The organism is Brevibacillus sp. HB1.3 (genome assembly GCF_013186635.1).
Classification (GTDB): domain Bacteria; phylum Bacillota; class Bacilli; order Brevibacillales; family Brevibacillaceae; genus Brevibacillus; species Brevibacillus brevis_D.
The window spans coordinates 906,167-929,289 of the sequence record NZ_JABMIT010000001.1; the positions used below are offsets into that span (position 1 = coordinate 906,167).

21 protein-coding genes and 1 pseudogene are annotated in these 23,123 nt (G+C 44.9%); 5 read left to right on the forward strand and 17 right to left on the reverse strand.

The window, feature by feature from the left end; genetic code table 11:
* Positions 1-207: 207 nt before the first annotated feature.
* Both HPY31_RS04260 and HPY31_RS04265 read left to right on the forward strand, forming a co-directional pair.
* Positions 208-1,602: a hypothetical protein gene (locus HPY31_RS04260; protein ID WP_172138696.1), complete on the forward strand. Its 1,395-nt coding sequence runs from the start codon at positions 208-210 to the stop codon at positions 1,600-1,602.
* A 155-nt stretch (positions 1,603-1,757) separates the two neighbouring features.
* Positions 1,758-2,789 carry a YkvI family membrane protein gene (locus HPY31_RS04265; RefSeq protein WP_172138698.1) on the forward strand — a complete coding sequence of 344 codons (1,032 nt, stop codon included), beginning with the start codon at positions 1,758-1,760 and terminating at the stop codon, positions 2,787-2,789.
* A gap of 178 nt (positions 2,790-2,967) precedes the next feature.
* On the opposite strand, the gene HPY31_RS04270 is transcribed toward HPY31_RS04265, so the two are convergent.
* Positions 2,968-4,914 carry a hypothetical protein gene (locus HPY31_RS04270; RefSeq protein ID WP_172138700.1) on the reverse strand — a complete coding sequence of 649 codons (1,947 nt, stop codon included), beginning with the start codon at positions 4,912-4,914 and terminating at the stop codon, positions 2,968-2,970.
* A 120-nt stretch (positions 4,915-5,034) separates the two neighbouring features.
* On the opposite strand from HPY31_RS04270, the gene HPY31_RS04275 reads away from it, so the two are divergent.
* Complete coding sequence (locus tag HPY31_RS04275; RefSeq protein ID WP_172138702.1) at positions 5,035-6,267, forward strand: hypothetical protein; 1,233 nt, start codon at positions 5,035-5,037, stop codon at positions 6,265-6,267.
* A 132-nt stretch (positions 6,268-6,399) separates the two neighbouring features.
* On the opposite strand, the gene HPY31_RS04280 is transcribed toward HPY31_RS04275, so the two are convergent.
* The 4 genes from HPY31_RS04280 to HPY31_RS04295 are packed head-to-tail and all read right to left on the reverse strand — an operon-like array spanning position 6,400 to position 8,860.
* A complete protein-coding gene (locus HPY31_RS04280; protein ID WP_172138704.1) occupies positions 6,400-7,335 on the reverse strand; it encodes a DUF4261 domain-containing protein in 936 nt (311 codons plus the stop codon).
* A 45-nt stretch (positions 7,336-7,380) separates the two neighbouring features.
* Positions 7,381-8,022: a PDZ domain-containing protein gene (locus HPY31_RS04285; protein WP_172138706.1), complete on the reverse strand. Its 642-nt coding sequence runs from the start codon at positions 8,020-8,022 to the stop codon at positions 7,381-7,383.
* 60 nt (positions 8,023-8,082) lie between these two features.
* Positions 8,083-8,538, reverse strand: coding sequence for a DUF2628 domain-containing protein (locus tag HPY31_RS04290; RefSeq protein WP_172138708.1), 456 nt, complete (start codon positions 8,536-8,538; stop codon positions 8,083-8,085).
* Between the two features lie 37 nt (positions 8,539-8,575).
* Complete coding sequence (locus tag HPY31_RS04295; RefSeq protein ID WP_172138710.1) at positions 8,576-8,860, reverse strand: hypothetical protein; 285 nt, start codon at positions 8,858-8,860, stop codon at positions 8,576-8,578.
* A gap of 218 nt (positions 8,861-9,078) precedes the next feature.
* Between HPY31_RS04295 and HPY31_RS04300 the strand changes: the two genes are divergently transcribed.
* Positions 9,079-9,840: an SDR family oxidoreductase gene (locus HPY31_RS04300; protein ID WP_172138712.1), complete on the forward strand. Its 762-nt coding sequence runs from the start codon at positions 9,079-9,081 to the stop codon at positions 9,838-9,840.
* 47 nt (positions 9,841-9,887) lie between these two features.
* Here the strand turns inward: HPY31_RS04300 and HPY31_RS04305 are convergent, their stop codons facing one another.
* From HPY31_RS04305 to HPY31_RS04325, 5 genes are all read right to left on the reverse strand, one after another.
* Positions 9,888-10,253: a MerR family transcriptional regulator gene (locus HPY31_RS04305; protein ID WP_172138714.1), complete on the reverse strand. Its 366-nt coding sequence runs from the start codon at positions 10,251-10,253 to the stop codon at positions 9,888-9,890.
* 228 nt (positions 10,254-10,481) lie between these two features.
* Positions 10,482-11,264, reverse strand: coding sequence for a CsxC family protein (locus HPY31_RS04310; protein ID WP_172138716.1), 783 nt, complete (start codon positions 11,262-11,264; stop codon positions 10,482-10,484).
* A gap of 98 nt (positions 11,265-11,362) precedes the next feature.
* Positions 11,363-12,043, reverse strand: coding sequence for a hypothetical protein (locus tag HPY31_RS04315; RefSeq protein ID WP_253901667.1), 681 nt, complete (start codon positions 12,041-12,043; stop codon positions 11,363-11,365).
* A 424-nt stretch (positions 12,044-12,467) separates the two neighbouring features.
* Complete coding sequence (locus tag HPY31_RS04320) at positions 12,468-13,130, reverse strand: helix-turn-helix transcriptional regulator (RefSeq protein ID WP_172138720.1); 663 nt, start codon at positions 13,128-13,130, stop codon at positions 12,468-12,470.
* A gap of 13 nt (positions 13,131-13,143) precedes the next feature.
* Entirely contained in the window at positions 13,144-13,758 is a 615-nt protein-coding gene (locus tag HPY31_RS04325) for a superoxide dismutase (RefSeq protein WP_172138722.1), read from the reverse strand.
* Positions 13,759-13,982: 224 nt separating this feature from the next.
* Here HPY31_RS04325 and HPY31_RS04330 point away from each other — a divergent pair, with 224 nt between their 5' ends.
* Entirely contained in the window at positions 13,983-14,708 is a 726-nt protein-coding gene (locus HPY31_RS04330; protein WP_172138724.1) for an EAL domain-containing protein, read from the forward strand.
* A 116-nt stretch (positions 14,709-14,824) separates the two neighbouring features.
* Here the strand turns inward: HPY31_RS04330 and HPY31_RS04335 are convergent, their stop codons facing one another.
* The 7 genes and pseudogenes from HPY31_RS04335 to HPY31_RS04365 form a co-directional block, all read right to left on the reverse strand.
* Positions 14,825-15,013 carry an alpha/beta-type small acid-soluble spore protein gene (locus tag HPY31_RS04335; RefSeq protein ID WP_041749454.1) on the reverse strand — a complete coding sequence of 63 codons (189 nt, stop codon included), beginning with the start codon at positions 15,011-15,013 and terminating at the stop codon, positions 14,825-14,827.
* A gap of 362 nt (positions 15,014-15,375) precedes the next feature.
* Complete coding sequence (locus tag HPY31_RS04340; RefSeq protein WP_172138726.1) at positions 15,376-15,642, reverse strand: hypothetical protein; 267 nt, start codon at positions 15,640-15,642, stop codon at positions 15,376-15,378.
* A 115-nt stretch (positions 15,643-15,757) separates the two neighbouring features.
* The gene (locus HPY31_RS04345; RefSeq protein ID WP_253901668.1) at positions 15,758-16,246 is read right to left on the reverse strand and encodes a GreA/GreB family elongation factor; all 489 of its coding nucleotides are present in this window, start codon (positions 16,244-16,246) and stop codon (positions 15,758-15,760) included.
* 190 nt (positions 16,247-16,436) lie between these two features.
* The gene (locus tag HPY31_RS04350) at positions 16,437-18,620 is read right to left on the reverse strand and encodes a M56 family metallopeptidase (protein WP_172138728.1); all 2,184 of its coding nucleotides are present in this window, start codon (positions 18,618-18,620) and stop codon (positions 16,437-16,439) included.
* A gap of 14 nt (positions 18,621-18,634) precedes the next feature.
* The gene (locus HPY31_RS04355) at positions 18,635-19,018 is read right to left on the reverse strand and encodes a BlaI/MecI/CopY family transcriptional regulator (RefSeq protein WP_015891363.1); all 384 of its coding nucleotides are present in this window, start codon (positions 19,016-19,018) and stop codon (positions 18,635-18,637) included.
* Between the two features lie 1,185 nt (positions 19,019-20,203).
* Positions 20,204-21,316, reverse strand: a pseudogene (locus HPY31_RS29140) (RCC1 domain-containing protein); the annotation flags it as partial.
* Positions 21,317-21,486: 170 nt separating this feature from the next.
* Positions 21,487-23,076, reverse strand: coding sequence for a catalase (locus tag HPY31_RS04365; RefSeq protein ID WP_172138730.1), 1,590 nt, complete (start codon positions 23,074-23,076; stop codon positions 21,487-21,489).
* Between the last annotated feature and the right edge of the window lie 47 nt (positions 23,077-23,123).

The following is a 23,123-nucleotide window of genomic DNA, read 5'->3' on the forward strand; positions in this document are numbered from 1 at the left end:
TACGAACGTCGATGTGCCGTTCCCCCTCTCTTGCTTGGAACCCAAAAGTACGTCATTCATTAATAGTGGCATATCGTGGACAAAAATGCCAGTTTCCAGTTGGTTCACTCGTCTGCTCTGTGATGTGCGTTCACCCATGGCCTATTTTTCGCATATGTTGTGACAACAAGGTACTTCCATCGGAGTAACGAAGAAGGAGGGTGCGACATGGGAATCGAGCTTTTGTGGATACATGGTGTGTATGTCTTGTTCGTGATCGGCATTATTCTCGTAATGGTTTTGCGAAAAGATACGAGTCTGATTAGTATCGTAGGCATAGCGATTATCGGCTTCGTCGCGACTGGCTCTGTGACAACAGCCGTCGGTGGAATATTCGGCAGCTTCATCTATGCGATTACCGAGCTATTACCGACGATTTTAGTCATCTGCATCATCGTTGCGATGAGTCACGTTTTGACTGATACTGGCGTAAATGAAACGATGATTCGGCCGATGACCCATTTGGTTCGGAATCCAACATTGGCTTATTGGGTCATCGGGATCGTCATGATGGTCATTTCCTGGTTTTTTTGGCCTTCTCCAGCTGTCGCACTGATCGGTGCTGTCATGTTGCCCGTCGCATTGCGCGCTGGTCTGCCGGCGATGGGTGTCGCCGTTTCGATGAACTTGTTTGGACATGGGATTGCACTGTCCGGTGATTATATTATTCAAGGCGCCCCCACTTTAACCGCCAAAGCCGCAGGAATTCCTGTCACGGACGTGATTTCGGCCAGTGTCCCTCTCGTGATTATTATGGGCGTCGTGACAACTGCAATCGCATTCTGGTATTTGAAAAAAGACATGAAGCTCGGCGTGCTTGCGTCTCCCAAAGAGACTGTCGTGCCCGATGCAGTTTTTACTTCCGCACGAGTCCCTTTGTCAGATGGCGTGCGGCGTACGTTGGCTGGACTCATACCGTTATTATTTGTCCTCGATGTCGTGGCCATGTTTGCTTTTGATTTACACGGTGGTGATGCAACGGCGCTTGTGGGCGGAACTGCCTTGCTCATTCTCGTCATCGCAACGATGCTCGCGCACAAGAAAAGTGGTCTCGAGCAGGTAACCACCCATCTCATTCAAGGCTTTCAGTTCGGTTTTAAAGTATTTGGTCCGGTCATCCCGATTGCTGCTTTCTTTTATATGGGCGACAGTGGGTTTATCAAGGTGTTTGGGGAGGTCCTGCCACAGGGTTCACACGGAATCGTGAATGACCTCGGCGTGGCGCTTGCACAGACGATTCCCATTAGCAAGGAAGTAGCTGCTCTCACTGTATCCGCAGTAGGTGTCATTACAGGGCTGGATGGCTCAGGCTTCTCCGGGATTACACTGGCTGGCTCTTTGGCTCAACTATTCGCAACTGCTCTCGGTGCCGGGGCCGCAATGTTAACTGCACTCGGTCAAATTGCCGCTATCTGGGTCGGTGGTGGAACGATCATTCCCTGGGCATTGATTCCCGCTGCGGCGATTTGCGGAGTAGACCCTTTTGAGCTGGCGAGACGAAATTTGTATCCCGTGGCGATTGGGCTTTTGGTCACGACAATCGCAGCAATGTTTCTTTTGTAACATGTCGGTATCTATACGAAAAAGCGAATGGTCACGAGCCATTCGCTTTTTTCATGGGGTAGTTGATCAGATTGACGCGTTTTCTCATTCTGTTTTTCTCCGAGACTCATACACTTGTACTAGCCTCTATTTGGATGAGAAAGGAAAAAACCAGTATGAAGTTGTGGGGAAAAAGTATCCAAGTCGCAGCAACGTACATTGGAACCGTCGTAGGTGCCGGGTTTGCGAGCGGTCAAGAAATCCTCGCGTTTTTCACCGCTTACGGCCATGCCGGAACAATCGGCATCCTGCTCGCCACCTCTCTTTTTGTTTGGCTGGGCTACAAGATGATGCTAATCGCTCATCATTTGCGCACACCCTCCTATGAATCCTTTAACCAAAAACTGTTTGGACCGATGATCGGTCGTACGATGAATATTTTGGTCTTTCTCACCCTTTTTGGCGTCACGACTGTCATGTTGGCAGGAGCGGGCTCGGTCTTGGAGGAGCAGTTCGACATTCCGTATTTGGTCGGGACCATCGCCACCGTTCTGTTCGCCCTGTTACTTCTGCGAAAAGGGTTGGAGCAGTTACTTGTCGTGAATGCGATCGTCGTTCCGTCCATGGTATTGTTCGCTTTACTCATTTTACTGGATGGCACCGCAGAATCTCCCATGCCGCTCTCGACCCCAACTGATTACTCCTTCTTATGGAAAACTGTCTTATACGTATCCTTTAATTTAGCCATGGCCCAATCCGTTCTCATCCCGATTGGCTATGCAATCCGCGACAAAGTTGTTTTGTTACGGGCAGCCGTCATTGGGGGAGTCGTGCTTGGATTCATGCTCCTCGTCGTCCATACGGCCATGTTGGCCAACTGGGACGATGTCCGTCTCATGAATATCCCGATTCTTTTTGTAACGGACCAATGGAACGAGTGGCTCCAGCTGTTCTTTGTTTTCGTGCTCTACTCCGAAATTTTTACCACGCTGATTTCTAATGTGTTTGGAATTGGTCAGCAGCTGCGTGAATTATTGGACGTTCCGGAAACGCGGCTTTACTTGTATTTGTTTTCTACTGCTTTCGTATTGTGCCTGATTGGGTATAGTCAGTTGCTCATGTTTTTGTATCCGTTGTTTGGGTATTTGGGGTTGTCTACGCTCTGTCGGATTTCGCTTCCTGGGAATGTAATCAGAAAGCGGTTTTGATTGGACGACCATTAAAATGTTCCACTCCTCATCCATGGCAAGAATGTTCGGATTTAAGGTGATCGAATGGTCCACCCAAAAGTTTTACCCCCGTAATTTTTTTAACAACGAGCAAGATACCCCCTTAAAAACCGAACAATAATTCTTTATATTGATACAAAGTACGGAATTCGCTATCTCAAACATTTTTCTTTCGTAATACTTCTGCATACTTTTCTATAGATTCCAGTTCCATGAGCCGAATCAAATTCATCGCCTTGCTTTCCCATTTCTCGATTTGATCCTCTTCATATAGCATTTCTATGAATGGTTCGTACAAACACGGGCTTTTGGTTGCGACAGGATGTTTTCGGTCCACTAAATGCGCCCACTCTAGATATCGCTGGCATATCGAGTAAGCGATGCTGCCGTCATCAGTCTGTAACAGCGGGTAATCATAGCATAGCTTTGACAGGACTTGATCTGTATGAACAGAAGCGAAAGGCGATTCAGAAAGAGCATTCCCTAGACGTCTTTCTAAACGTGTAAACGCTGCTTTCAACGCTTCGTCATTTCTCTTTGATTTACCAAAGTCCCGCTCCACCGTATTCCCGATTTTCTTACCCCATTTCACGCGTTTGATTTGATCAATGGCAAACTCTACATTCCGATTTCTCCAGGCTTCAGCTGTTCTTTGAAACACATCGAATGGTTCTTTACCAGCCCTCGCCTGCCAACTTGAGGGATAAAAGGCGTTACCACCAACCTCAATAAGCCCATGATCTACACGTATACTTCCTTCGAGAGCATATAGTAAAAGGATAGGTTCATAGATTCGATAGATGTGAGCAGCGATCTCATTTCCTTCTTTGGCACAAGTCATATAGTATAAAGTTAACTCACTAACGGATTGTGCATGGTTACCCCTCATTCTTGCCACGACTGTATTTTTCTTTACGATATCATGCTCGGATGGTACACCTGCTGCACGATAAGGATGAAAGTACAATGGATGAACATTCATTGGATGAGCTTCGATGAATACATGGATCCGTCGCAAATATTCATGGAACAGGAAATAATCCACGTTATTCTCAGCTGAAGTACTTCTATGGTTATGGTGGTTTGCGAGGTTGGCTATATATGTGATCAGCTTTAAAATCCGTTCCTCTCCGTTACACAAAGCAAATTCCAGCAGACTATGATCAAAATCTTCGATAGGCAGTTCAAGCGCTGGAAATTTCAATAAAAAGTCTTCGATTGGTCGCTCTCTTTGGTAGGTTTTCTGTCCCGTTACATACAAATAGATGTCTTTCGCTTCCTTTACCTGGGGAACAGTGATCATGGAATAATCGCAGGTTTTATATAAACGAGATTGAAACTGAAACATTTCCATCGTATTTTTGACTTCAGCACGTTCACGATCATATTGGTAAGAGCATTCAAACGGAAATCCACGCAAAATGAAATAACTGCTAAGACCAAGCTGCGTAAGATCATCGAACTCCATCGCATAAGCCACCGCATATATTCCCAGTCCATTTCGAACATGAACGTATAACCTGCCATCGTGGCTCTTCCACCATTTTTGATAACCCTGACTCGCCTGCTCAATAAGAATAGGTTTCTGTTCTATACGTAAGAGCCAATGCGCAACATCTGACTGTTCTATCCATTTTACTACCCATTGTTTTTTCTCTCGCAGCAGGCTGTATTTGACACCTTCACTCTCTAGCAGTTCCTCCATATTTTCAGCAAATACTTGAAACGTAGTGTAGTGTAGCGTATACAGCTTGCCGTTCTCATCTATATAACCAGCCTTACTCAACCGATCATCTATCACATGAAAACACTCTACCACCGTTTGTCCTTCATAATTTATTACCTTGGGTATTCTCCGTTCCTCACCATCTCGATGAGCAACGCTCCCCCATAAATCGATACAAAAGCGATTGTCGATCTCTCCCCCAAATGAATAGCTCAAACCGCCGTACTTTGCCTGCACATCCAACAAAGCTTCAAAAGCTGGAATACCCTTCTGTTGTAGGATTTTTCTTACTTGCTCTCTGTCCGTAATAGTTTCCCTTCTTGTACATTGTCGAATAAAAGCCTTCGCTGTTTCTGACAATTTGTCACCGCCAGGCATATTCGTAGCCTCCTTTCGAGAGTTTGGATTGAATTTTTACACCAATGGTAACATTTGTAACAGTTGAAACGTCATTCGTTTAGGCCCAACTCATCAACCTACTAGAAAGGAATTCCTATCATGAAATTTTCTACCCTATTAAAAACCATGCTCATTCTGTTCCTCACGTTCTTCTCTACTTCGCCAATCAAGGCTGAAGAGCAGGAAGACCCATTAAATCCACCGCAATTACCAGTGGTGTATCAAAACCTGCAAATCCCGTCTCATTTGACAGAGCCATTCTTTCTTTTCACGAGGCAGCCACTTTACAAGCACGATTCACCCCCAAAGACTTACACCATGTCATTGGTTTCACCGTCTGGAAATGTAATAAAAAGCAATTACCTCGTCTATAAAAGTGAAGTGTACCCGCTCCGAAATGGGTACGGTTATTTTTATAATGGCAGCTTTTTTAAGCATAGCGAATATTTGGTCTACGATAAGCAGGGCAAAGTTACACCGATGGGTACCTGTTGCGATGTTGCTTTCAAGCAGATACATGGGGAATGGTTTACGGGCACGGACTATCCAGGAAACCTGCCGTATCTGTACAATGCCAAAACAGGAAAAATTACCAAGAAGTTTCCGGACGCGGATCATCCAATCTACTTAGCCGAACCGACTACGAAAACGTTTGATCCGTATTACTTGCCTTATGGTGGACTGGTAAAAGACGCAAAAGGGGATGAATACTACAAGTTGGGCATGAGAAATATTCATGGAAAAATAATGAGCAAGCCATTTTTTGATGAATATTTCGGATATGGTGAAGGCTGGCATCGTGTGAAAATAAACGGCCAAACGCATTTTATCAGTAATGAAGGCAAAATTATGTTGAAGCCTTCCCGTAACTATAAAGTCGAATCGAATATGCACAGTGGAGCATTCATTGTCTCAGGCAAGCTGGGGAACGAAGAATTTTATGTGCTGATGAATAAAAAAGGACTCATCGTTTCCAAAAAGTATGCCTTTATCCGCCCAACCTCCGACGGTCACTTTCTGGCTGTGACGAAAACCAACAAGCAGTATACCTTTACCAAAATAAATGCGGCAGATAAAGTCGTCTCACCGCAACAATATGTGCTAAATAAGCCAGAACAAATGAAAGAGCTCAAGCAGACGGGACAGTTGTTCCATACCGATACCCAGATCATTGCGAACACAGCTAACAATAAAAGCTTCAACTTTCCACATCAATTGTTGATCACCCCTACGAATGAGACAGTCGCCATCGAGTACACTATCTCAGGGACTAAAAAGATCGGCGTGTATACGCATGACGGCAAACTGATTTACGAGGAGATTATCAAATAAGCAGGTACAGTGAGCCTAGCTTCTCTTTCATACTCAAACTAACGTATAAAAGCACGACAATGCCCTGCTAAACAGGGGTATGGTCGTGCTTTTTCCTATCAAGCTCCTATGGTCTCCCGAGTGATCACGCAATTATTCCAATCCCGCAGGCTTTTCCCTTCCATCCAACGGATACCAGCGAAGCACATCACGCGGAGGGCTTGCCAACCCTTCATCCAGCAAGACACACTTCCAAATTTCTTCACCCGGCCCATCGGTTGTATCGCCATCATTGATAACAGGACCATTCTCGTATACATAGTTCGATATATTACGTAGGAAACTCGCGACCTCATTCGGATCGTAGGCATCCCCATTAAATACTGCCTCATGATCGATCACATCCAACTGCTGCATGCCGACGGTATCCATCAAGAGCCATCCCTCTGGAAGATTGAACAACCGGACATTGGACCACAGCTCCAGCGGTAGAAGCTCGATTTGCTCATAGCGTTGATTGAGCTCTTGCATCAGCTCGGCAGACGCGAGGCACTCTCCATTCGGATTAAAAAAGCAAAGAGCTTCCGGCATTTTCAACAGCGACTCAGCAATGGCGGTGACAGTCATCAACTCCGGGAGCGACTCATAATCCTCAGGCAGTACTGGAGCCTGATCATCTGACTCCCCCAACACGAAAGAAGAGCGTATACGGATAAACGCTCCGTGCTCAGATGCTGCTTGCTGCCCTTCGGGAAATCCCCACGACTGCTGAGCTGCCCGCTCCAGGCTATTCGAGAATGTAAACGGTCCAAAAAAGCCCATCGACCAAGCGCCAAACAGCATCGTATCTTCTGCCGGGTCTCCCATACTATCCGGCCAAGGCTTATCGACGACATCGACCTGGATATATCCGTTTACTTCTGGACGGTATGGAATAAGCAAGCTAGGGCCGCTGAACACCCATTGGTCGAACGTTTCTATGAGATTCGCAATTTCGAATTGATCCTTGAGCTTGTCTGCTATTTTCTGAATCGGAACCGCTGTTGACAACAGGACAGCAACCCCTTGAGAATACATACCTTTTGGCATATCGTCATCTTCTTTCCATTTTATTTTTATGAGTCATGACGTACTTTACGCAGCTGTAAAACCGATTGCTTGAAGCTCCTTCATCGCCATTTCCAGATCAACTTCTGGATTCAGCTCTATCATCATTTCTTTGGTGATAGAAGTATTCGTAAATACATGATTAACTACATCAAGTGGGATCTTCACCTCATAGTAGTCCTCTGCCCACTCTACATAGTCTTCTGGACTGTCGTATATCATTCCAAGCAAAAAATCCGAGCCATCATCTAGCCCATGCGGATTATGTACCTCTCCCGTTTTCCATACGTGATCAGCAGATTCTCGCCATAGGCAGAAAGTAACTTCCTCCTTAGTCAACGCTTCGTCATTGAGTCGATGAAGCAAAGTGGGAGGGACTTGCTCATAGATGCCAGGCCAGACCTCGTATTCTTCCCTAGCATGTGGACTCATTTCCGATTCATGATCGAATCCTTTTACAATAACGCCCTCGGGGGTGAACAGGATGTAAAGATCGTCGCCTGAACCGTTGCTAACGCTCGCGAATGTCGTGTTTTCATCCCATTGCGGATCGAACTGATATCGGCGCAGCCATTCCTCTTCACACAATACGATATCCAGTGCGCTCAGGATAAGCAGACGCTGTTTTAATACTTCTGGCTCCAAGAAAGGCTTAGGCCAAATGTTCATGTTTGATTCTCCTTTAATTCCCTATATATTGTCAATAACCCGTCTAAATACTCGCCTTTACTATGCTAAGAATCGATCGAGCAGACTAAAACAAAAGTTTACCAGCACCACCACAAAAACGGCCCGGACACTAGTTCCACCCAGCTTCTTTGTCTCTTCTAGATCAAGAGTTGTATATTTACTATGAGCTTTTTTAATTGTCTTCACAGCCGAAACATAGTACAAAAAATTGGCTGTAAATGCGAAAAGCACTCGTTGAAGAATTGCGAAGACAATGTATATTTCATTAAAAGTAGCATCATCAAGTCCAATTAAACCCAATAGTAAACCTACACATAGATTCACAGAATAAATAATGGCTGCAAACAGATACATCTTCCGGAAGGCAAACCATGCTTCTCCAAAAAGTGCAGCTCCCCAATTCCAAGAGAGCCCTTTCGTACGCCAAGCATCCAAATAGTACTTATGATGGTGGACATACGCAGATAAAAAATTAAGTGTTAGTTGAGTGTCCAAATATTCCCCTCCAAATCTATCGTGCTTTTCTAACCGATTATCGTAATCTACCAATCCACATATCTATCTGCTCATCCTTGAAAATGATCACTTGGACTTCATACTGTGGCTTTTCTACCCAAAATTCCCCAATCTCCATCACCATATCAATTGTCATCTCATCTGTTTTTGTAAATAAATCGTCTTCATCCGATCTCCATCTTGACCAAAACAGAAAACACCACATTGCAACTTCTTCATGGGAAAGTGTTCTCGTTCTTGATCGTTCAAGTAATTGAAGAAGACTCTCTTTGTTATGAGGATATTCCTCTAGATTGATCATGCAATATTGTCACTTCCCATTCATGTTTGATTCAGACCCCAAGGCTTCAACGTCCTTCATTATACCAATAATAACCAACTTGATCGACACCGAACATACCGCCTACCTAAATTTTTGGAGAAGTGAAAGGATGAAATCTATACCCTTGACCTTCACATTAGCGTGAACGTTTAGACTACATGCAGAAAGATAACTCATCCACTCAAGGAGGAACAAAAATGAACAACAACTATACAGGAAAAAAAGCAGTCGTAACTGGGGGTACACATGGTATGGGCTTGGCTGTGGCAAAAGCTTTGCTGGCAGGAGGCGCCGAGGTCATCGTTTCTGGTCGCAATCCGAAAAATGCGGAAGAAGCAAAACGTGAGCTGGGAGAACGGGCACATGTTGTGGTGTCTGATGTATCGAATATGACGGATGTACAAGCATTCGGAGAGTATGTTGAAAAGCATTTTGGCAAGATCGATTTTCTCCATGTAAATGCAGGCACTTCCATTCTGGAACCGTTTTTGGAAGTCACTGAAGAGACCTATGATCGGATTTTTGAGGTAAATACGAAAGGGGCATTTTTCACCGTCCAGCGCTTGGAGCCACTTATTCATGAAGGCGGTTCGATCGTATTTACATCTTCCGTAGCAGATGAAGGCGGCTACCCCGGCATGAGCGTATATAGTGCATCCAAAGCGGCATTGCGTTCCTTGGCCTCCAGCTTTGCAGTGGAGTTGCTAGACAAGGGCATTCGCGTCAATGTCGTGAGTCCCGGTTTCATTGATACACCTTCCATGGGAGTGGCCGGTTTCACAGATGCAGAACGCGTTACCTTCCAGGAGCTTGGCGACAAGGTTACACCCATGAAACGTCATGGCTCATCAGAAGAAGTGGCGAAAGCGGTGCTTTTCCTCGCTTTTGACGCTACCTTTACGACTGGTGCGAGGCTAGCTGTGGATGGTGGCATCGGGCAAAACTTGCATTCCTTGTAAAAAGACGGCCCCGGAGCAGCTGATCGCTTCGGGGCCGTGACTATGAACTAGTTCGTAACCTTTTTTCCACGTGTAATGGATATTTGCCTCTCCAGCGTTTTTTTCCACTCTTGGAGTGCCTCAATCTGTTCATTCACTTTGCTGAGCTTTTGTTCGTAAATCGCCAGCATTTCCTCGCAATATTCGTAATCGTCGGGAGATGCCACTTCCCCTCGGAACACCATTCTGATTTCATCTGCTGTTAAGCCCAGCTTCAAGTACAGTTGAATCATCTTGACACGGTTAACTGCCGATTCATTGAAATAACGGTAATCATTTTCCAGTCGTTCTGCCTGTAGCAAGCCCTTTTCTTCATAATGGCGTATTGACCGGGTACTGACATTGGTTAATTGTGATAATTCGCTTATTTTCACGCAGCAAAGATCCTCCTCGTATGAGATTGCTATCCCAATTATATGCCAGAATGTCAGCGTATCCATATCGTTTTTGATTACGAAACGATCCTTGTATTTTCGTTGATTTTTGAACTGCTTTTGCCGAAAAGCATCGCTTGCCTAAACAAAATGAGACTACCAGTCAGCAAGCATAGCGCTACTGGAAGTCTCATCTGCCCTTTTTCTATGTTTTTTCCTACAGCTAGGCTACCATTTTTTCTTAGGTGGACATATCGGTTTGCAAGGTGGCGGAAATGTCGGTTTTGGAGGATGTGTCGGTGGTGGTGTTGGAATAGGAACTTGTTGATCCTGCAAAACTTTTATACCAAGACGCAGTACGATTTTTTCACGGACGGTCGAGAATGTTTTGGTTGTGTCTTTGCACCGCTTATTTTCCAAACCGATGTCTAATTCGGTGAATTCCGTGAATAACAGTTCACAATACGGTCTCTCATTGTAAACTTTTCGGTTGCCGAACAAACCTACGTTAATCTTTGCCGCATGACCTGATTTATTCAAATATTCTCCGTGTGACTCGAAATCTGGCGCCAGTTGCAATGTCGGTCCTGCAGCCGGAAAGGTCAGTTCCGTACAGAAATCGAATGGTATCAACGCCGTTGTGTGTCGAACATCACCGCATACAGCAGTTCCCGTTACTTGATCGATTGTGGTGTACTCTATATTTTTGCGAATAAAACCAGTGACGAACAAATTTGCTGACAATGGGCTGAATGTAGGAACCAACTCACACTGCTCCAGAATGACACTCTTTAATACCCGAATGATCTCAAGTGCAGGCTTCTCCAAATGGACATCTGCCTCCACACATACGACAACAGCCGTTTCTGCCAACGTTACAGGTACTTTTATCGTTTTAGGAAAAGTCGTTTCGGTTGAAGCCATTCCGAACACACGGGCCTTTTCCACTGTACAACTATTTTTCTCAACTTGAGATTGGCCACAATTACAGCCCTCGCCATGTATACCCATTTTTACTCTCTCCTTTCTTAGCCACCTACTCTCTTTATATTATATGGACTAGACACAATATGGATTTGGCTAATGCCAAGCGTTATTTGCCCGTTTTTCTAGAAAAGTCTGCTTACCGTTTTCGTTATGTATGGAGGCGGAACGGGAACCAGCTGCTTCCGATACCACCATACACGACCGCTAATGGTTGCCAAGCCGCTGAACTCCTTCCATCCTGATTGCGAATGGGTGAGCGGATCTGCTGTGATGTTGATTTGCCAATCCCCCGTCTCTATCCATCTATTCGTTGGACAAGTTGGCGCTGTATGAAGAATGGCACTTGTTGCTACATTTTCTTTGGGTATGGAAGGGCGTAATACTGTAGAAGTAAATGGAATGCGAATCGTTTCATGCTCTACTTTTTGCGAATGGACAGTGACCCCCAAAGCCTGGACTTCCAATTCACCTGACAGCCAGACAATCTTTTTACTATCATCATGCCGAACGTGCTGGACATCGATCTTACTTTGGCATTCCACCTCTTTCCACTCAAGCTTCCAGGGCACGCGTAAAGAATGGACCCACTCTACGTCCCAAATTTCTTCTAAAAAAGCAACCTGCATAAACGATTGACCCACGTTTTCCATGAAGACAACTTTTGCTTGAATCAGTTCTTGCTCGGATCTGTTGTTTTCTTCCGTAAGAGTCTTGGTCTCCATGAAAGTTGGAGGCGTGGGAGGCGTGACAGAAGTGGACTGCGGTGTGACTTGTTCAGTAGCTGTCTGCTTGACCTGAGGCAAAGGAGCTCGGTTTCGTTTACCCTTAGGTTTCCTGGAGTGATACATTTTCTGCTTATCCATGGAACCTACCTGAGGCTTTATCTGTTCCTTTGGTGCGACAAAGAGGAGCGGGAGTGATGCTCTCGACTTTTGCAAGGCTCCTCGCTGGTTAAGAATTGGTCTTCTATTCTTCGGATTTCTCTTGTCGTTCGGCATGTCCTCACTCCTTTCCATCAAAATACGCCTTCCTTTATCCATACGTGATCGCCCGTCTGGTTGTATAGACACTTGCCCTTTCAGTAAACAATTCGTCTTTCCTATGGCAAACCCAAACCCCAATACCCCGATATAGCAGTTACACCGCCATGCCAAAATTACGAATCATTAACCGATCACCCCCTTGCTTACAACAAAAAGACATCCGCCTTTGTAACGGATGTCTTGCTCACTCCGATTCTTCATTGCTGAGCTTTTCTCTTATTAGGTAACGGCATTTCACTTGTCCTTCTGTCATACACGATGTACGCTCTACATGCGCGTCTATTAGCGACTCAAACAAGGAGAGCTCGCATTGACATGCTTGGCGAAAGCGAATGGCTACTTGTAAGAGAGGACAATTTGCTTCTTCAAGCAGATACAAACCATCCCTGATTTTTTCCAAATGAGGCATGTATCCTTCTTCATTTTGTATGCTCGCCAACATTTTCACTCGCTGGTCAAAACCTTGTCCTCTCATTACCTCCCGATAGTTTTGTAACATCCGTGCCATCCGCTTCTCAAATAGTTGATCGACAAAAGCTTCCCCATACAAATCCTGAATGCCCGTCACCATCTCTGTAGCCAAATCGCTGTAGTGACGCGGAAATAAATGTTCTGCAGTATTCGTTAGATGATACACATAGGCTGGTCTGCCTGTTCGCTGGCGGACGATTCGCGACTCGATATACCGTTCTCTATGCAAAACATCTAAATGCTTACGCACCGCGACTTTGGTTATGCCAAGATGCTTTGACAGTTCTTGGACATTAATCGAACGGCGCTTCTTAAGCAACACCAAAATTTCTCGACGCTTCTCCTGTTCTTGAAAATAGACCGCGTGTCTGTTCATTGATGGACCTGCCTTAGCGGATTGCTTCGTTATACAAACGATTGACTTCCTCCCAATTGACCACATTCCACCACGATGAGACAAAATCAGGGCGCTTATTTTGGTATTGCAAGTAATAAGCATGCTCCCACACATCTACGACCAATACGGGCGTTTTCTTCTCCATAAAAGGAGTATCCTGATTGGGCGTGCTCATCACTTCCAACTTGTCTCCGTTGACTACTAGCCATCCCCATCCTGATCCGAAACGACTGACAGCCGCTTTTGTCAATTCATCCTTCATTTCCTCAAAACTTCCGAAATACTTGTCGATTCCTTTTGCAATATCCCCTGTTGGTTTCCCGCCGCCAGTCGGACTCATAATCGACCAATACAAACTATGTCCATAATGGCCGCCCCCATGATTTCGAACTGCCATCCGTATATCTGCCGGGATATCCTCCAAGTTGCTGATTAGTTCTTCGACCGAAGCATTTCTAAACTGCGCATAGTTTTCTAAGGCCTTGTTTAAGTTGGTTATATACGTCGCATGATGCTTTCCGTGATGAATTTCCATCGTTCTCGCATCCAGATAAGGTTCCAACTCATCATAGCAGTATGACAGTTCCGGTAACGTAAAGGCTCCCATTTCCTCTCTCCTCCAATCTTGATTGTCAGTTACAAGCCTAGTTTACAAGATGGAAAACATTTTGTATACAACCAAATTTGTTTCCTTAGTGCAAAATATAATTACGTGTGAAGCTTGCATTGCAAACCAAACCGCTATGTTGTAAAATATCGACAACCTATCTTTCCTAAAGGAAACAATTTTTCTTTGAGTCAAATCTTTGGTGCAGGAAGGAATATGATTCCATGAACGTCGTATTGGAAAAGGAAGCTCCATTTCCTGTTTTTCAGCCCCTAGTTCATCTGACGACAGGACAATTTTTCGGGTATGAAGCACTTCTTCGCTCAGCTACACACCGCACACCAGAAGCCCTTTTTCGAAAGGCTCGTGCAGAAGGATACTTATATGAATTGGATACACTGTCGATGAAAAAAGCAATTGAATCATACTCTACGAGGGTGACTTTTCTCGACCATGCCCCGCTCTTGTTCGTCAATGTGTTTCCTTCTACGCTGTTGAACCCTGCCTTCCTATCGTTTATTACCGAGGGCTGCTTGTTTAGATTGTGGAGCCGTCGAATTGTCTTGGAAATCAACGAGGCCAATGAAGAAGACAAGATGTGGGAGATAAGAGTGTTGGGGCAAAAAATACGTGAGCTGCGTCAGCATGGATTCCTGATCGCATTAGATGATGTCGGCTCGGGTGCCGCTTCTTTAAAAAAGATCGTGGAGTATGAACCAGATATCGTTAAGCTCGACAGGTACTTCGGCAAGCAATTGTCCTCCATACCGAATAAACAAAAGCTCGTCTCGCTTTTCGTCCAATACTGCCATGATCATACGCAGCTTGTACTGGAAGGAATCGAAGAGCCCGAGGACTTAGCAGTCGCTTTGGCACTTGGGGTACCTGTTGGTCAAGGATTTTTGCTGGGGCACCCAGAACCACTTCAAGCAACACAACAAAGACGATGAAAACTTTCTCATCGCCTCTCGTGTCTGACTATTTTCCTACCGGCTCCATGGAAGCGTTCCATGCATGAGACACATATTCTTACGCACTCTATGTAAGCGAAAGAAACAAGGAGGGATTACAGGCGAAACATTTGCTGTTCCGCGTATTGTACCAAACGCTTCGTCATCTCTCCGCCGACAGAGCCATTTTGGCGTGCCGACGTATCAGCGCCCAACTCGACCCCAAATTCAGCAGCGATCTCGTACTTTAATTGATCTAATGCTGCACGAGCTTGTCCATTCACCAAGGAATTCGAACGTGCCATTGCTGTTCACCTCTGGTTGTGATTGTTTTCGTGAATGGTAGTATGTGCAGATTATGGGAGTGTATTCAAACATGCTCCGACTGTCTATTAATCCAGAAGTACTCTGCTTTTAGTACGTCTCTAATTTTATTGAACGTCTGATTGGTTGCATCAAATCCATTACTGATTGGCCAGTAATCGCGAGTGAACCATAATAAAATCCATCTAGATAGCCTGAAAGTTCTTTTTTGACGATAGATTCAACCGCTTCTAGCTTATCTCTGATAGGCTACTCTATGTAAATTTCATCCGGATGCTGAGGACCTATTTTTCCCGTGTTTCTCGAGGTATGATGAAAGCTAGCTTGCAATTCAGTCCTACTCTCAATTGCTTTTTTTGATTTCTCTGAACCCAACCCTGGAAGGGAGATTCTTTACATCTTTACTGTCATAAGCATGGACGATGTCCGGTACATACGCTTCCGTCAATCGTATACCTTCAAGAATCATTTCCTTTTCTTCCCCTGACAAACTAAAAAACGGATCACCGCATTTTTCACAAGCTATCACCCACCGCTCACCCAGCTTTTGCAGGAGATTCATATCCCATTGCACATCTTGCTCACATGTTTGACAGGCCATGATTTGCATTGTCTTTCCCCCTGTACCCTTAGCTTACTTTTCTTGTATTTTACTAAAATGGACAAAAAAAGGCACTAACCTCGTGTTAGTGCCTTCTCATGTGATCCTTGTGATGGGGAGGTTCCTAAGGTGACGAGAATCCCCCCATATATGTAAAGCTTATCTCCCGAACCTGCACCTGTTGTCTGCCAACCGGACTTTCCAGCACAACAGAATCGTGTGGAGCCGCTAGCAGCAGTTGCCTGCCTATGGGCGATAAGAATGAAATTCTGTTGTTATCCGGGTCAATGTCAGTGGGATACACCACAGTAAATGACTCCTCAAATTGATCTTCTTCAAATAGCACTTTAACGCTGCTGCCTAATAATGTAATTGCTTTAAGCGATTGAAAGAGTGCACTGTCTTCTTTTGCCAAAAGGCTTTCTAGTGTTTGCTTGTAACGATCGACAATCTCATCGATAGCTTGCTTTTCTTTCCCATAATTGCGTACGTATTGATCATAAAAGAGTGAATACTGCTCGTCAAAAAAGACTAGCTGGTTGATTAGATGATTTCTGGTGCCATTCAAAATACTAGGGTTCATAGTAGATTTCACCCCCCAGTTGCTTTTCATAAACATGTTTGATGAACGTAATGTTCTTCATCAGATAAACCCTCCTTAAAAAAATAGCCCCCGAAGGGACTCTCATCATTGTATCAATAATTACAAAATGATTCCATCTACTGTTTAGAAATGCTTTACAAAGGAAGATCAAAAAAGGAAAGAGTCTGCACGCTTTATGTACAGACTCTAAATGTTCCCGCTACTTTTTCAAATCGATCGCTTTTTCCTTTACCAGAGCTGCTACCATTTGCTGTTGTGCTTCTTCTTCCACTTCTTTGAACGTCACTTTATAGCAGATATCTCCTTTTAACCAAAAATAAGTGTGGTTGTACTTATCCGTTGGGCTACTCAGTGTATCATCGATTTTATACGGCACTGTGCGGAATACTTCTTGGCCACCGATGTTCAAAGAGGTGACTGGAACTTCAAATTTTACCCCGTCTATTCTCTCAAAAGGGATCTTTTTTGTTTTTCTCATGTTTTCCACAATGGATTTGTCCTTGATTTGGGCAAACAACACAATCTTTTTTGGTTTTTCAGGATTTTCAAACGTGATATGGATGGTGCGCTTTTGTTTATCCTCTTCGTTTTCAGGATAACTAAAATTGAGCTTCTTGTTAACATATGCATTTGTTGCCTTGTATCCTCCAGACAGCTCCAACGGAAAGGCTGGTGCAAAACCGATTATTCCTGAGAAGTACTCCACATCCTCTAAATCAAGGATGTTGTAATTCAATAAGTCGTAATTGACGTACCTTTTTCTCAGGTCTTCATTTGGAGCTTGAAACGATTCAATGACTTTTATGATCTCCTCATTTTCTAAGAGGTCATATCCTTCGATAGAGTAATAGAGACCTTCATCCTTCCAGAAATAAAGAGAGTCTTGATCAACCGAACCATCATCTAAAGGTGTCTTTCTTTTGATAACTTTTACGGTTTTTCCATTCGCAGATAGGTCTTCTTCTGCTGAGAGTGTGGAGAGGATGCTACCGTCTTCCGATTTCACGTGTAAAGAATTCTCGGTCCTTTCGATTGTGCTCGTTACTATTTTGAAACTGGTATCGGGACCTTTGAAATAATGGAACACGCCATTACCCGAAGGTTCAGATTCCTCCAAGTGATAGATAAGGCTGTTTTGATAGGTAAATTCCGGTGGCAAATAAGACGGAACTTTGAAAGGAAAACCACTAAGTTTTTCAGCTTTTTCCAGCCGATTTGTCTCCTTGACGGCTGTTTCCTCAAACAAGGGGCGCAATTTTTCATCCTGTTTTACAGGCATCCGAAGTGTTGATGGCTCTGCTGCGTTTGTAAGTGTGACTGCACTAATAACGAGCCCGCATGCAATGGCTACAGCTGATAACTTTGCGGAGCCTTTTTTGAACGTGGAAATCATTTGAATTCTCCTTTTCATTTGATTGATATGGTGAGAATGGTGAAAATAGAGCGGATACGACATGGGTCTTTTCTCTGAGATCTGTCTCGCAAATGAAAGGAGTGTCATGCCATAGGGAATCGCTTCTTTTTCCCCCAGAATCTCCAAAACATATTCATCACAGGCAAGTTCCATATCAGCCTTCATTTTTCGAATCCATAGCCAGACAAGCGGATTCATCCAATGGATGGCGAGTGCCAGGGAGCCGATGAAGCTCCACAGCAAATCTTTGCGCTTGTGATGAGCGAGCTCATGTGCGAAGACGTGATACAGCTCGGCATCTGACAACGATTGGTATACATCCCTCGGACAATAAACCCATGGTGATAAGATCCCCGAGATTAGCGGTCCCTTTGCCAGTGTTCCTGTGTATACGGGCATTTGCCTTTTCACACCGAATTTCTGTCTGCACGCATTCATAATGGTCGTTACTCTATCATCTGTCACCCGCATCAAAAAGCGTTCTTTGGTGTGCATGTTATAGAGGTAAATGAATAGTCTTGCCAGCAAAATGACTACGCCGATCAGCCATAAAACTGCCATGATTTGGATGTAGGCTGGGTGTGAGGATCTTTCAATAATCCCCTCATCCTTGACAACTTCGGTTTGTATAGGGGTATTCTCATTGTGCTCTGATCCATGTGAGACATCTGAGATGACGGCAGGCGATTGTGTGTTTGTCTGTAGTAGTGGTTCTGCGGAGAAAGAAAGCGGCTGTTCGACGGACATGCTCGTACTCGCCCAGGATATCCAAGTGAAGAGGCTAAATGAACTCTCCGGTAGCACGGGAATCATTAGTCGGGCTAAAACGATGAACCATAACAAATGGTGCATACGCCAGCTGATCGCTTTGTGAACCCCTTTTTTCATGGCTACCAACAAAATAGCTACTAGGCTTGCTCCCAACGAGGTGTAGCACATCCACAAAAAAACATTCCCTAGAATATCCATTTATTAGGCCCTCATCACTGCTTTTTCTTTTGTTTTTCCGTCAGTATTTTTTGTAGCTTATCGATTTCTTCGTTGGATAGCTGCACATCTTCGAGAAAATTGGTCATCATCGTGCCTACTGCCCCGTTAAATACTCGTTTCAAAAAGGATTCGCTTTCCGCCCGTTTGCATTCATCTTCCTGGACGAGTGGGAAATATCGGTAGCTGCGGCCCGATTTTTCATAGCTGATTGCCTTCTTTTTAAGCAGCCTGTTCAAAAATGTGCGTACCGTTTGCTCTGTCCATTCGATATCGGCTGGTAAACGCTCAATGATTTGCTCCGCTGTCGCTGGATGATCTCGCCAGATCACCTTCATGATTTCCCACTCGGCCTCCGATATTTTCGGAATGTTGTTCATCCATACATCACCTCTTAGATTTACAAGTGTAAATTCAGCTTCTATGAAAATATTACAATTGTAAATACAAACTGTCAACCATCTTTTTCCACAACTTCTAAAAACGGAAAAATGAAAAGCACAGTAGAAAAAGAATATTCCCACTGTGCCGTTACTTTTCTTCTTTTATTGTCTGACCCTATCTGGTTGAAGCTCACCTTTTCCGTATGGGTTATTGCCAATCAATACGATCTTATCAGCTTCAGTGACCAGCACATGATAATGCGAGCCTGGCCCTTCGATCGCATAGTCGTACGAAGAAGAAATCAGTCTAACGGGTGCCGCCACTTTTTGCTTTTGGAGCGGTTCCCATTCATGTTCGAAGATTTGCCCATCCTTGGTAATCCGCAAACGTCCGCTCATCATAGCAATGCCTTCTTCCGTATTGGGTTCCAGCTTCACTTTGATAGCTCCGGCGTCCTTTCCTTCACTCTCAGGGTAAACCTGTATTTCCTGAACCTTGCCTCCATCGTTGATTGCCCAAACGGATGCGGTATCCTTTGTATAACGGACAAAATATTCAGGCGCAAGCTCACGAATTCCTTCCAAACCAGCTATTGTCGCAAATGAAGTGAACGATTCATCATTCTTCCGTTCTGCGTACAATACCTGACCATTTTTCGTCACAGCAAAAAACGTATAAAGATTGGCATAAAGCTTGGTCACATCCGCAGCCATTTTTGAATCGATTTGGAGGGTTTCCACTTTTTGTGGGCGCAGGTTCGTGATGACATATACCCCTCCGCGTTCGGCAGAATCAAAGCGGAATTCCACAGTCAGGAATTGGTCATCCTCCGTACGCAACAAGAGATGCTCCTCTCCACCAACAAAATCCTTAATGCGAGAAGGCAACGCCAATGTTTGACAGCTGCTAAATTCACGGGTCCACAACTGGATTTGTCCGTTCTCATTCAAGGTAACCGGAGAATCCAGGATGCTATCCATTGTTTTTACTTTCGTAGGTCCTTTTACTTCATATGGCACTCGATCCGCGCCAAAACCCCATACAGAACCATCCTTCCGAACGAAGTACGGTCGATCCAGCTCAGTTACTACCTGTTTTATATCACGTAATTCGCCCAATTCTGTCCAAGTGTCAAAGGTAACAGGAATTCGCCCCAGCTGTCCTGTCATATTGCTGCCAAATGAATAGACGTTTCCTTTTTTATCGAGAGCAATCACATGGTCGGTGCCCGCTTTTACGTCCGTAATATCAGAAAGACCCGCTATTTTAACTGGCTCCTCGAGCTCATTTTCCAGATTCGCACCGAGCATTCCTAGTGTATTATGTCCCCAGCCCCAAACAGTTCCGTCCGCTTTTACGATTACGTACATTCCTTCTCCGCCAACTGCCATCCGCATGGCACCATCTGCATGAGCAACACGCACTACTTTTTCATTTTCTTTTGTATTGTAGCTGTACACTTCGGCCTTATCTGTTTGGATCAGGGTGCGATCCGTGTAATCGACGGCTACCTGTTTGACTTTCCCTGGGATATCCATTATCTGTAGACTTTCTGTGTTCAGCTCTCCGGATTTGCCATCGAGATAAAGAAGCTTCCCTTGATCATCTACTAGAAACAAGGAAAAGGCAGAGCTATACATGTCACGGATATTCGAGAGCTTCGTCACCTTTTCTGCTGCTTTCGCTCCTTTTTCCCATTTCAGTACAGTACCGTCTTCTTTCAGTAAAAAGAGTACGCCTTCATGAAGATCGAGCTGCTGAATGTTCTTGATTTTATCCAAACCGGCCAGTTTTTCTGGCGCTTTCTTCTCATCAATCTGCCATACTTCTCCAGCGCTCGTGAGGACATAATCCGTCATGACTTGCTTGGCATCCTTGATCCCGGCTAGCTTGTGCGGTTCATACTTCTTGTCAGATTGAAAGCCCCACTTCCACACTTGCCCATCCTCGGTGAAGGCATAAGAAATACCTGGCCTCCACCCATAGCCTGCTTCATCAAAAATGACGCCTGTTGCAATGGCAGTAATCCCTTCCAGTACCGGCTTATTCCCCAATGGTTTCCAGGACTTCTTCGTTGTATTCGATAGATCTGCTTTTGCATCATCTTGACTGCAAACCTGTAGCTTCACCTCGGTATTGCCCGTCGCACTAACCGTTGCTTCTATCTTTTGGGAAGCTACCTTCGAAGGGGTTGCAGCAACGACGCCCCCTGTCGTCAATAGGGAAAGTACCGCGGTATAGCTCAACACTGCTACCCATTTCTCTCTTTGTACCATCATGAATCTCCTCGCCATCGTCAAATGTAAACATATGTAAGACGTTGGAACCTCGAATTGCGTTACTGTAGATCGCCAGCTTTGTCATCCCTACTTCTGTAGCAATTGCAAGCGGATACAAAAAAGAGCTTTACCATAGATACGGCAAAGCTCCGCTGTTCATTCAGTCTTGTTTTTCACTTGGGTCATCAGTAAGGCTTGGACGGGTGAGACTTCTGTTCGGCTTCCTTGACAGCCGCTCCAGGATTCGTTGCCCCCATCGGTCCGCCCATCTCTTTGCTATTTCCCCCATTACCCTGTGCAACTCCAGCTTTCAAACGCTGAGCGTACTCTTCGTCACATTGGGAGAAGTAACCAAGCATTTTCTCTTGAATGCGTGGATCACAGGAGAGGAGTGCATCCGTCAGATTGGCAATGAGGTCTTCTCTTTCCCAGTCTTCCAAGAGGCGATATCGTTCTCCCGCCTGTTTGAAATCGTTGGTGCGATCAATTTTTTGACGAACGACCTTCCCTTCCACTTCTGGCTGATGATCAGGAGCTGCTTGCTTGGCTTCCTGCAAGCCGCCAATCGTTGATGGCTCATAGTTAATATGCCGCTGCGTCCGATCGACTCGATACAGCATTTGACCGCCTTCCTGATTGGTAGCGACATGCTTTTTGGGAGCGTTGACCGGAAGCTGCAAATAGTTGGCGCCAACCCGATACCGCTGCGTATCGGAGTAGGAAAAGGTCCTTCCTTGCAGAAGCTTGTCATCAGAAAAATCAAGTCCATCCACTAAAACACCTGTCCCAAATGCTACTTGCTCGACTTCAGCAAAATAGTTATCCGGATTTTTATTCAATACCATTTTGCCTACTGGAAGAAACGGAAACTGATCTTCCGGCCATATTTTCGTTGGATCAAGCGGATCAAAATCGAGTTCAGGATGATCGTCATCACTCATGATTTGGACGCACATTTCCCACTCTGGATATTCTCCTCGCTCAATCGCTTCATACAAGTCCTGCGTGGCATGATTGAAGTTTTTCCCTTGGATCTCTTCCGCCTGTTTTTGTGTCAAATTCTTAATTCCTTGCGCTAAAGGCTGCCAATGGTATTTGACCAGGACCGCTTTTCCTTCATGGTTTACCCACTTGTACGTGTTTACGCCAGAGCCTTGCATTTGTCGATAGTTCGCTGGTATTCCCCACGGGGAGAACAAAAACGTAATCATATGCATGGCCTCAGGGGTGTTCGAGATGAAGTCAAAGATCCGTTCCACGTCTTGAATGTTTGTGACAGGATCTGGCTTGAACGCATGGACAAGATCAGGAAACTTCATGGCATCCCGAATGAAAAAAACTTTGAGGTTATTGCCCACCAGATCCCAGTTCCCGTCCTCTGTATAGAACTTCACCGCGAACCCACGTGGATCGCGCAATGTTTCGGGCGAATGTGTGCCATGATTCACCGTAGAAAACCGCACAAACACAGGCGTTTTTTTCCCCCGCTCCGAAAACAGCTTTGCCCTCGTGTACGTAGAAATCGACTCATCACCTACGGTTCCATACGCTTCGAAATAGCCATGTGCCCCTGCACCTCGACTATGCACGACACGTTCAGGTGTTTTCTCCCGATCAAAATGCGTGATTTTTTCAAGAAAATCGTAATTCTCCAGAACGGTTGGCCCGCGATTTCCAACTGTCCGCAAGTTTTGGTTGTCTGTGATCGGATGGCCTTGACGATTCGTCAGGATATTATCTTCTGCCTGGTTGATGGACTTGCTCTTTTCATCCATATGAATCCTCCCTGTCCAGTTTTTCTCATGTGTGGTTCATAACCATG

Bases quoted from the DNA above. Each gene is read 5' to 3' on its own strand.
- HPY31_RS04260 (WP_172138696.1), top strand. From the start codon at position 208: ATGGGAATCGAGCTTTTGTGGATACATGGTGTGTATGTCTTGTTCGTG.
- HPY31_RS04265 (WP_172138698.1), top strand. From the start codon at position 1,758: ATGAAGTTGTGGGGAAAAAGTATCCAAGTCGCAGCAACGTACATTGGA.
- HPY31_RS04270 (WP_172138700.1), bottom strand. From the start codon at position 4,914: ATGCCTGGCGGTGACAAATTGTCAGAAACAGCGAAGGCTTTTATTCGA.
- HPY31_RS04275 (WP_172138702.1), top strand. From the start codon at position 5,035: ATGAAATTTTCTACCCTATTAAAAACCATGCTCATTCTGTTCCTCACG.
- HPY31_RS04280 (WP_172138704.1), bottom strand. From the start codon at position 7,335: ATGCCAAAAGGTATGTATTCTCAAGGGGTTGCTGTCCTGTTGTCAACA.
- HPY31_RS04285 (WP_172138706.1), bottom strand. From the start codon at position 8,022: ATGAACATTTGGCCTAAGCCTTTCTTGGAGCCAGAAGTATTAAAACAG.
- HPY31_RS04295 (WP_172138710.1), bottom strand. From the start codon at position 8,860: ATGATCAATCTAGAGGAATATCCTCATAACAAAGAGAGTCTTCTTCAA.
- HPY31_RS04300 (WP_172138712.1), top strand. From the start codon at position 9,079: ATGAACAACAACTATACAGGAAAAAAAGCAGTCGTAACTGGGGGTACA.
- HPY31_RS04310 (WP_172138716.1), bottom strand. From the start codon at position 11,264: ATGGGTATACATGGCGAGGGCTGTAATTGTGGCCAATCTCAAGTTGAG.
- HPY31_RS04320 (WP_172138720.1), bottom strand. From the start codon at position 13,130: ATGAACAGACACGCGGTCTATTTTCAAGAACAGGAGAAGCGTCGAGAA.
- HPY31_RS04325 (WP_172138722.1), bottom strand. From the start codon at position 13,758: ATGGGAGCCTTTACGTTACCGGAACTGTCATACTGCTATGATGAGTTG.
- HPY31_RS04330 (WP_172138724.1), top strand. From the start codon at position 13,983: ATGAACGTCGTATTGGAAAAGGAAGCTCCATTTCCTGTTTTTCAGCCC.
- HPY31_RS04335 (WP_041749454.1), bottom strand. From the start codon at position 15,013: ATGGCACGTTCGAATTCCTTGGTGAATGGACAAGCTCGTGCAGCATTA.
- HPY31_RS04340 (WP_172138726.1), bottom strand. From the start codon at position 15,642: ATGCAAATCATGGCCTGTCAAACATGTGAGCAAGATGTGCAATGGGAT.
- HPY31_RS04345 (WP_253901668.1), bottom strand. From the start codon at position 16,246: ATGAAAAGCAACTGGGGGGTGAAATCTACTATGAACCCTAGTATTTTG.
- HPY31_RS04350 (WP_172138728.1), bottom strand. From the start codon at position 18,620: ATGGATATTCTAGGGAATGTTTTTTTGTGGATGTGCTACACCTCGTTG.
- HPY31_RS04355 (WP_015891363.1), bottom strand. From the start codon at position 19,018: ATGAACAACATTCCGAAAATATCGGAGGCCGAGTGGGAAATCATGAAG.
- HPY31_RS04365 (WP_172138730.1), bottom strand. From the start codon at position 23,076: ATGGATGAAAAGAGCAAGTCCATCAACCAGGCAGAAGATAATATCCTG.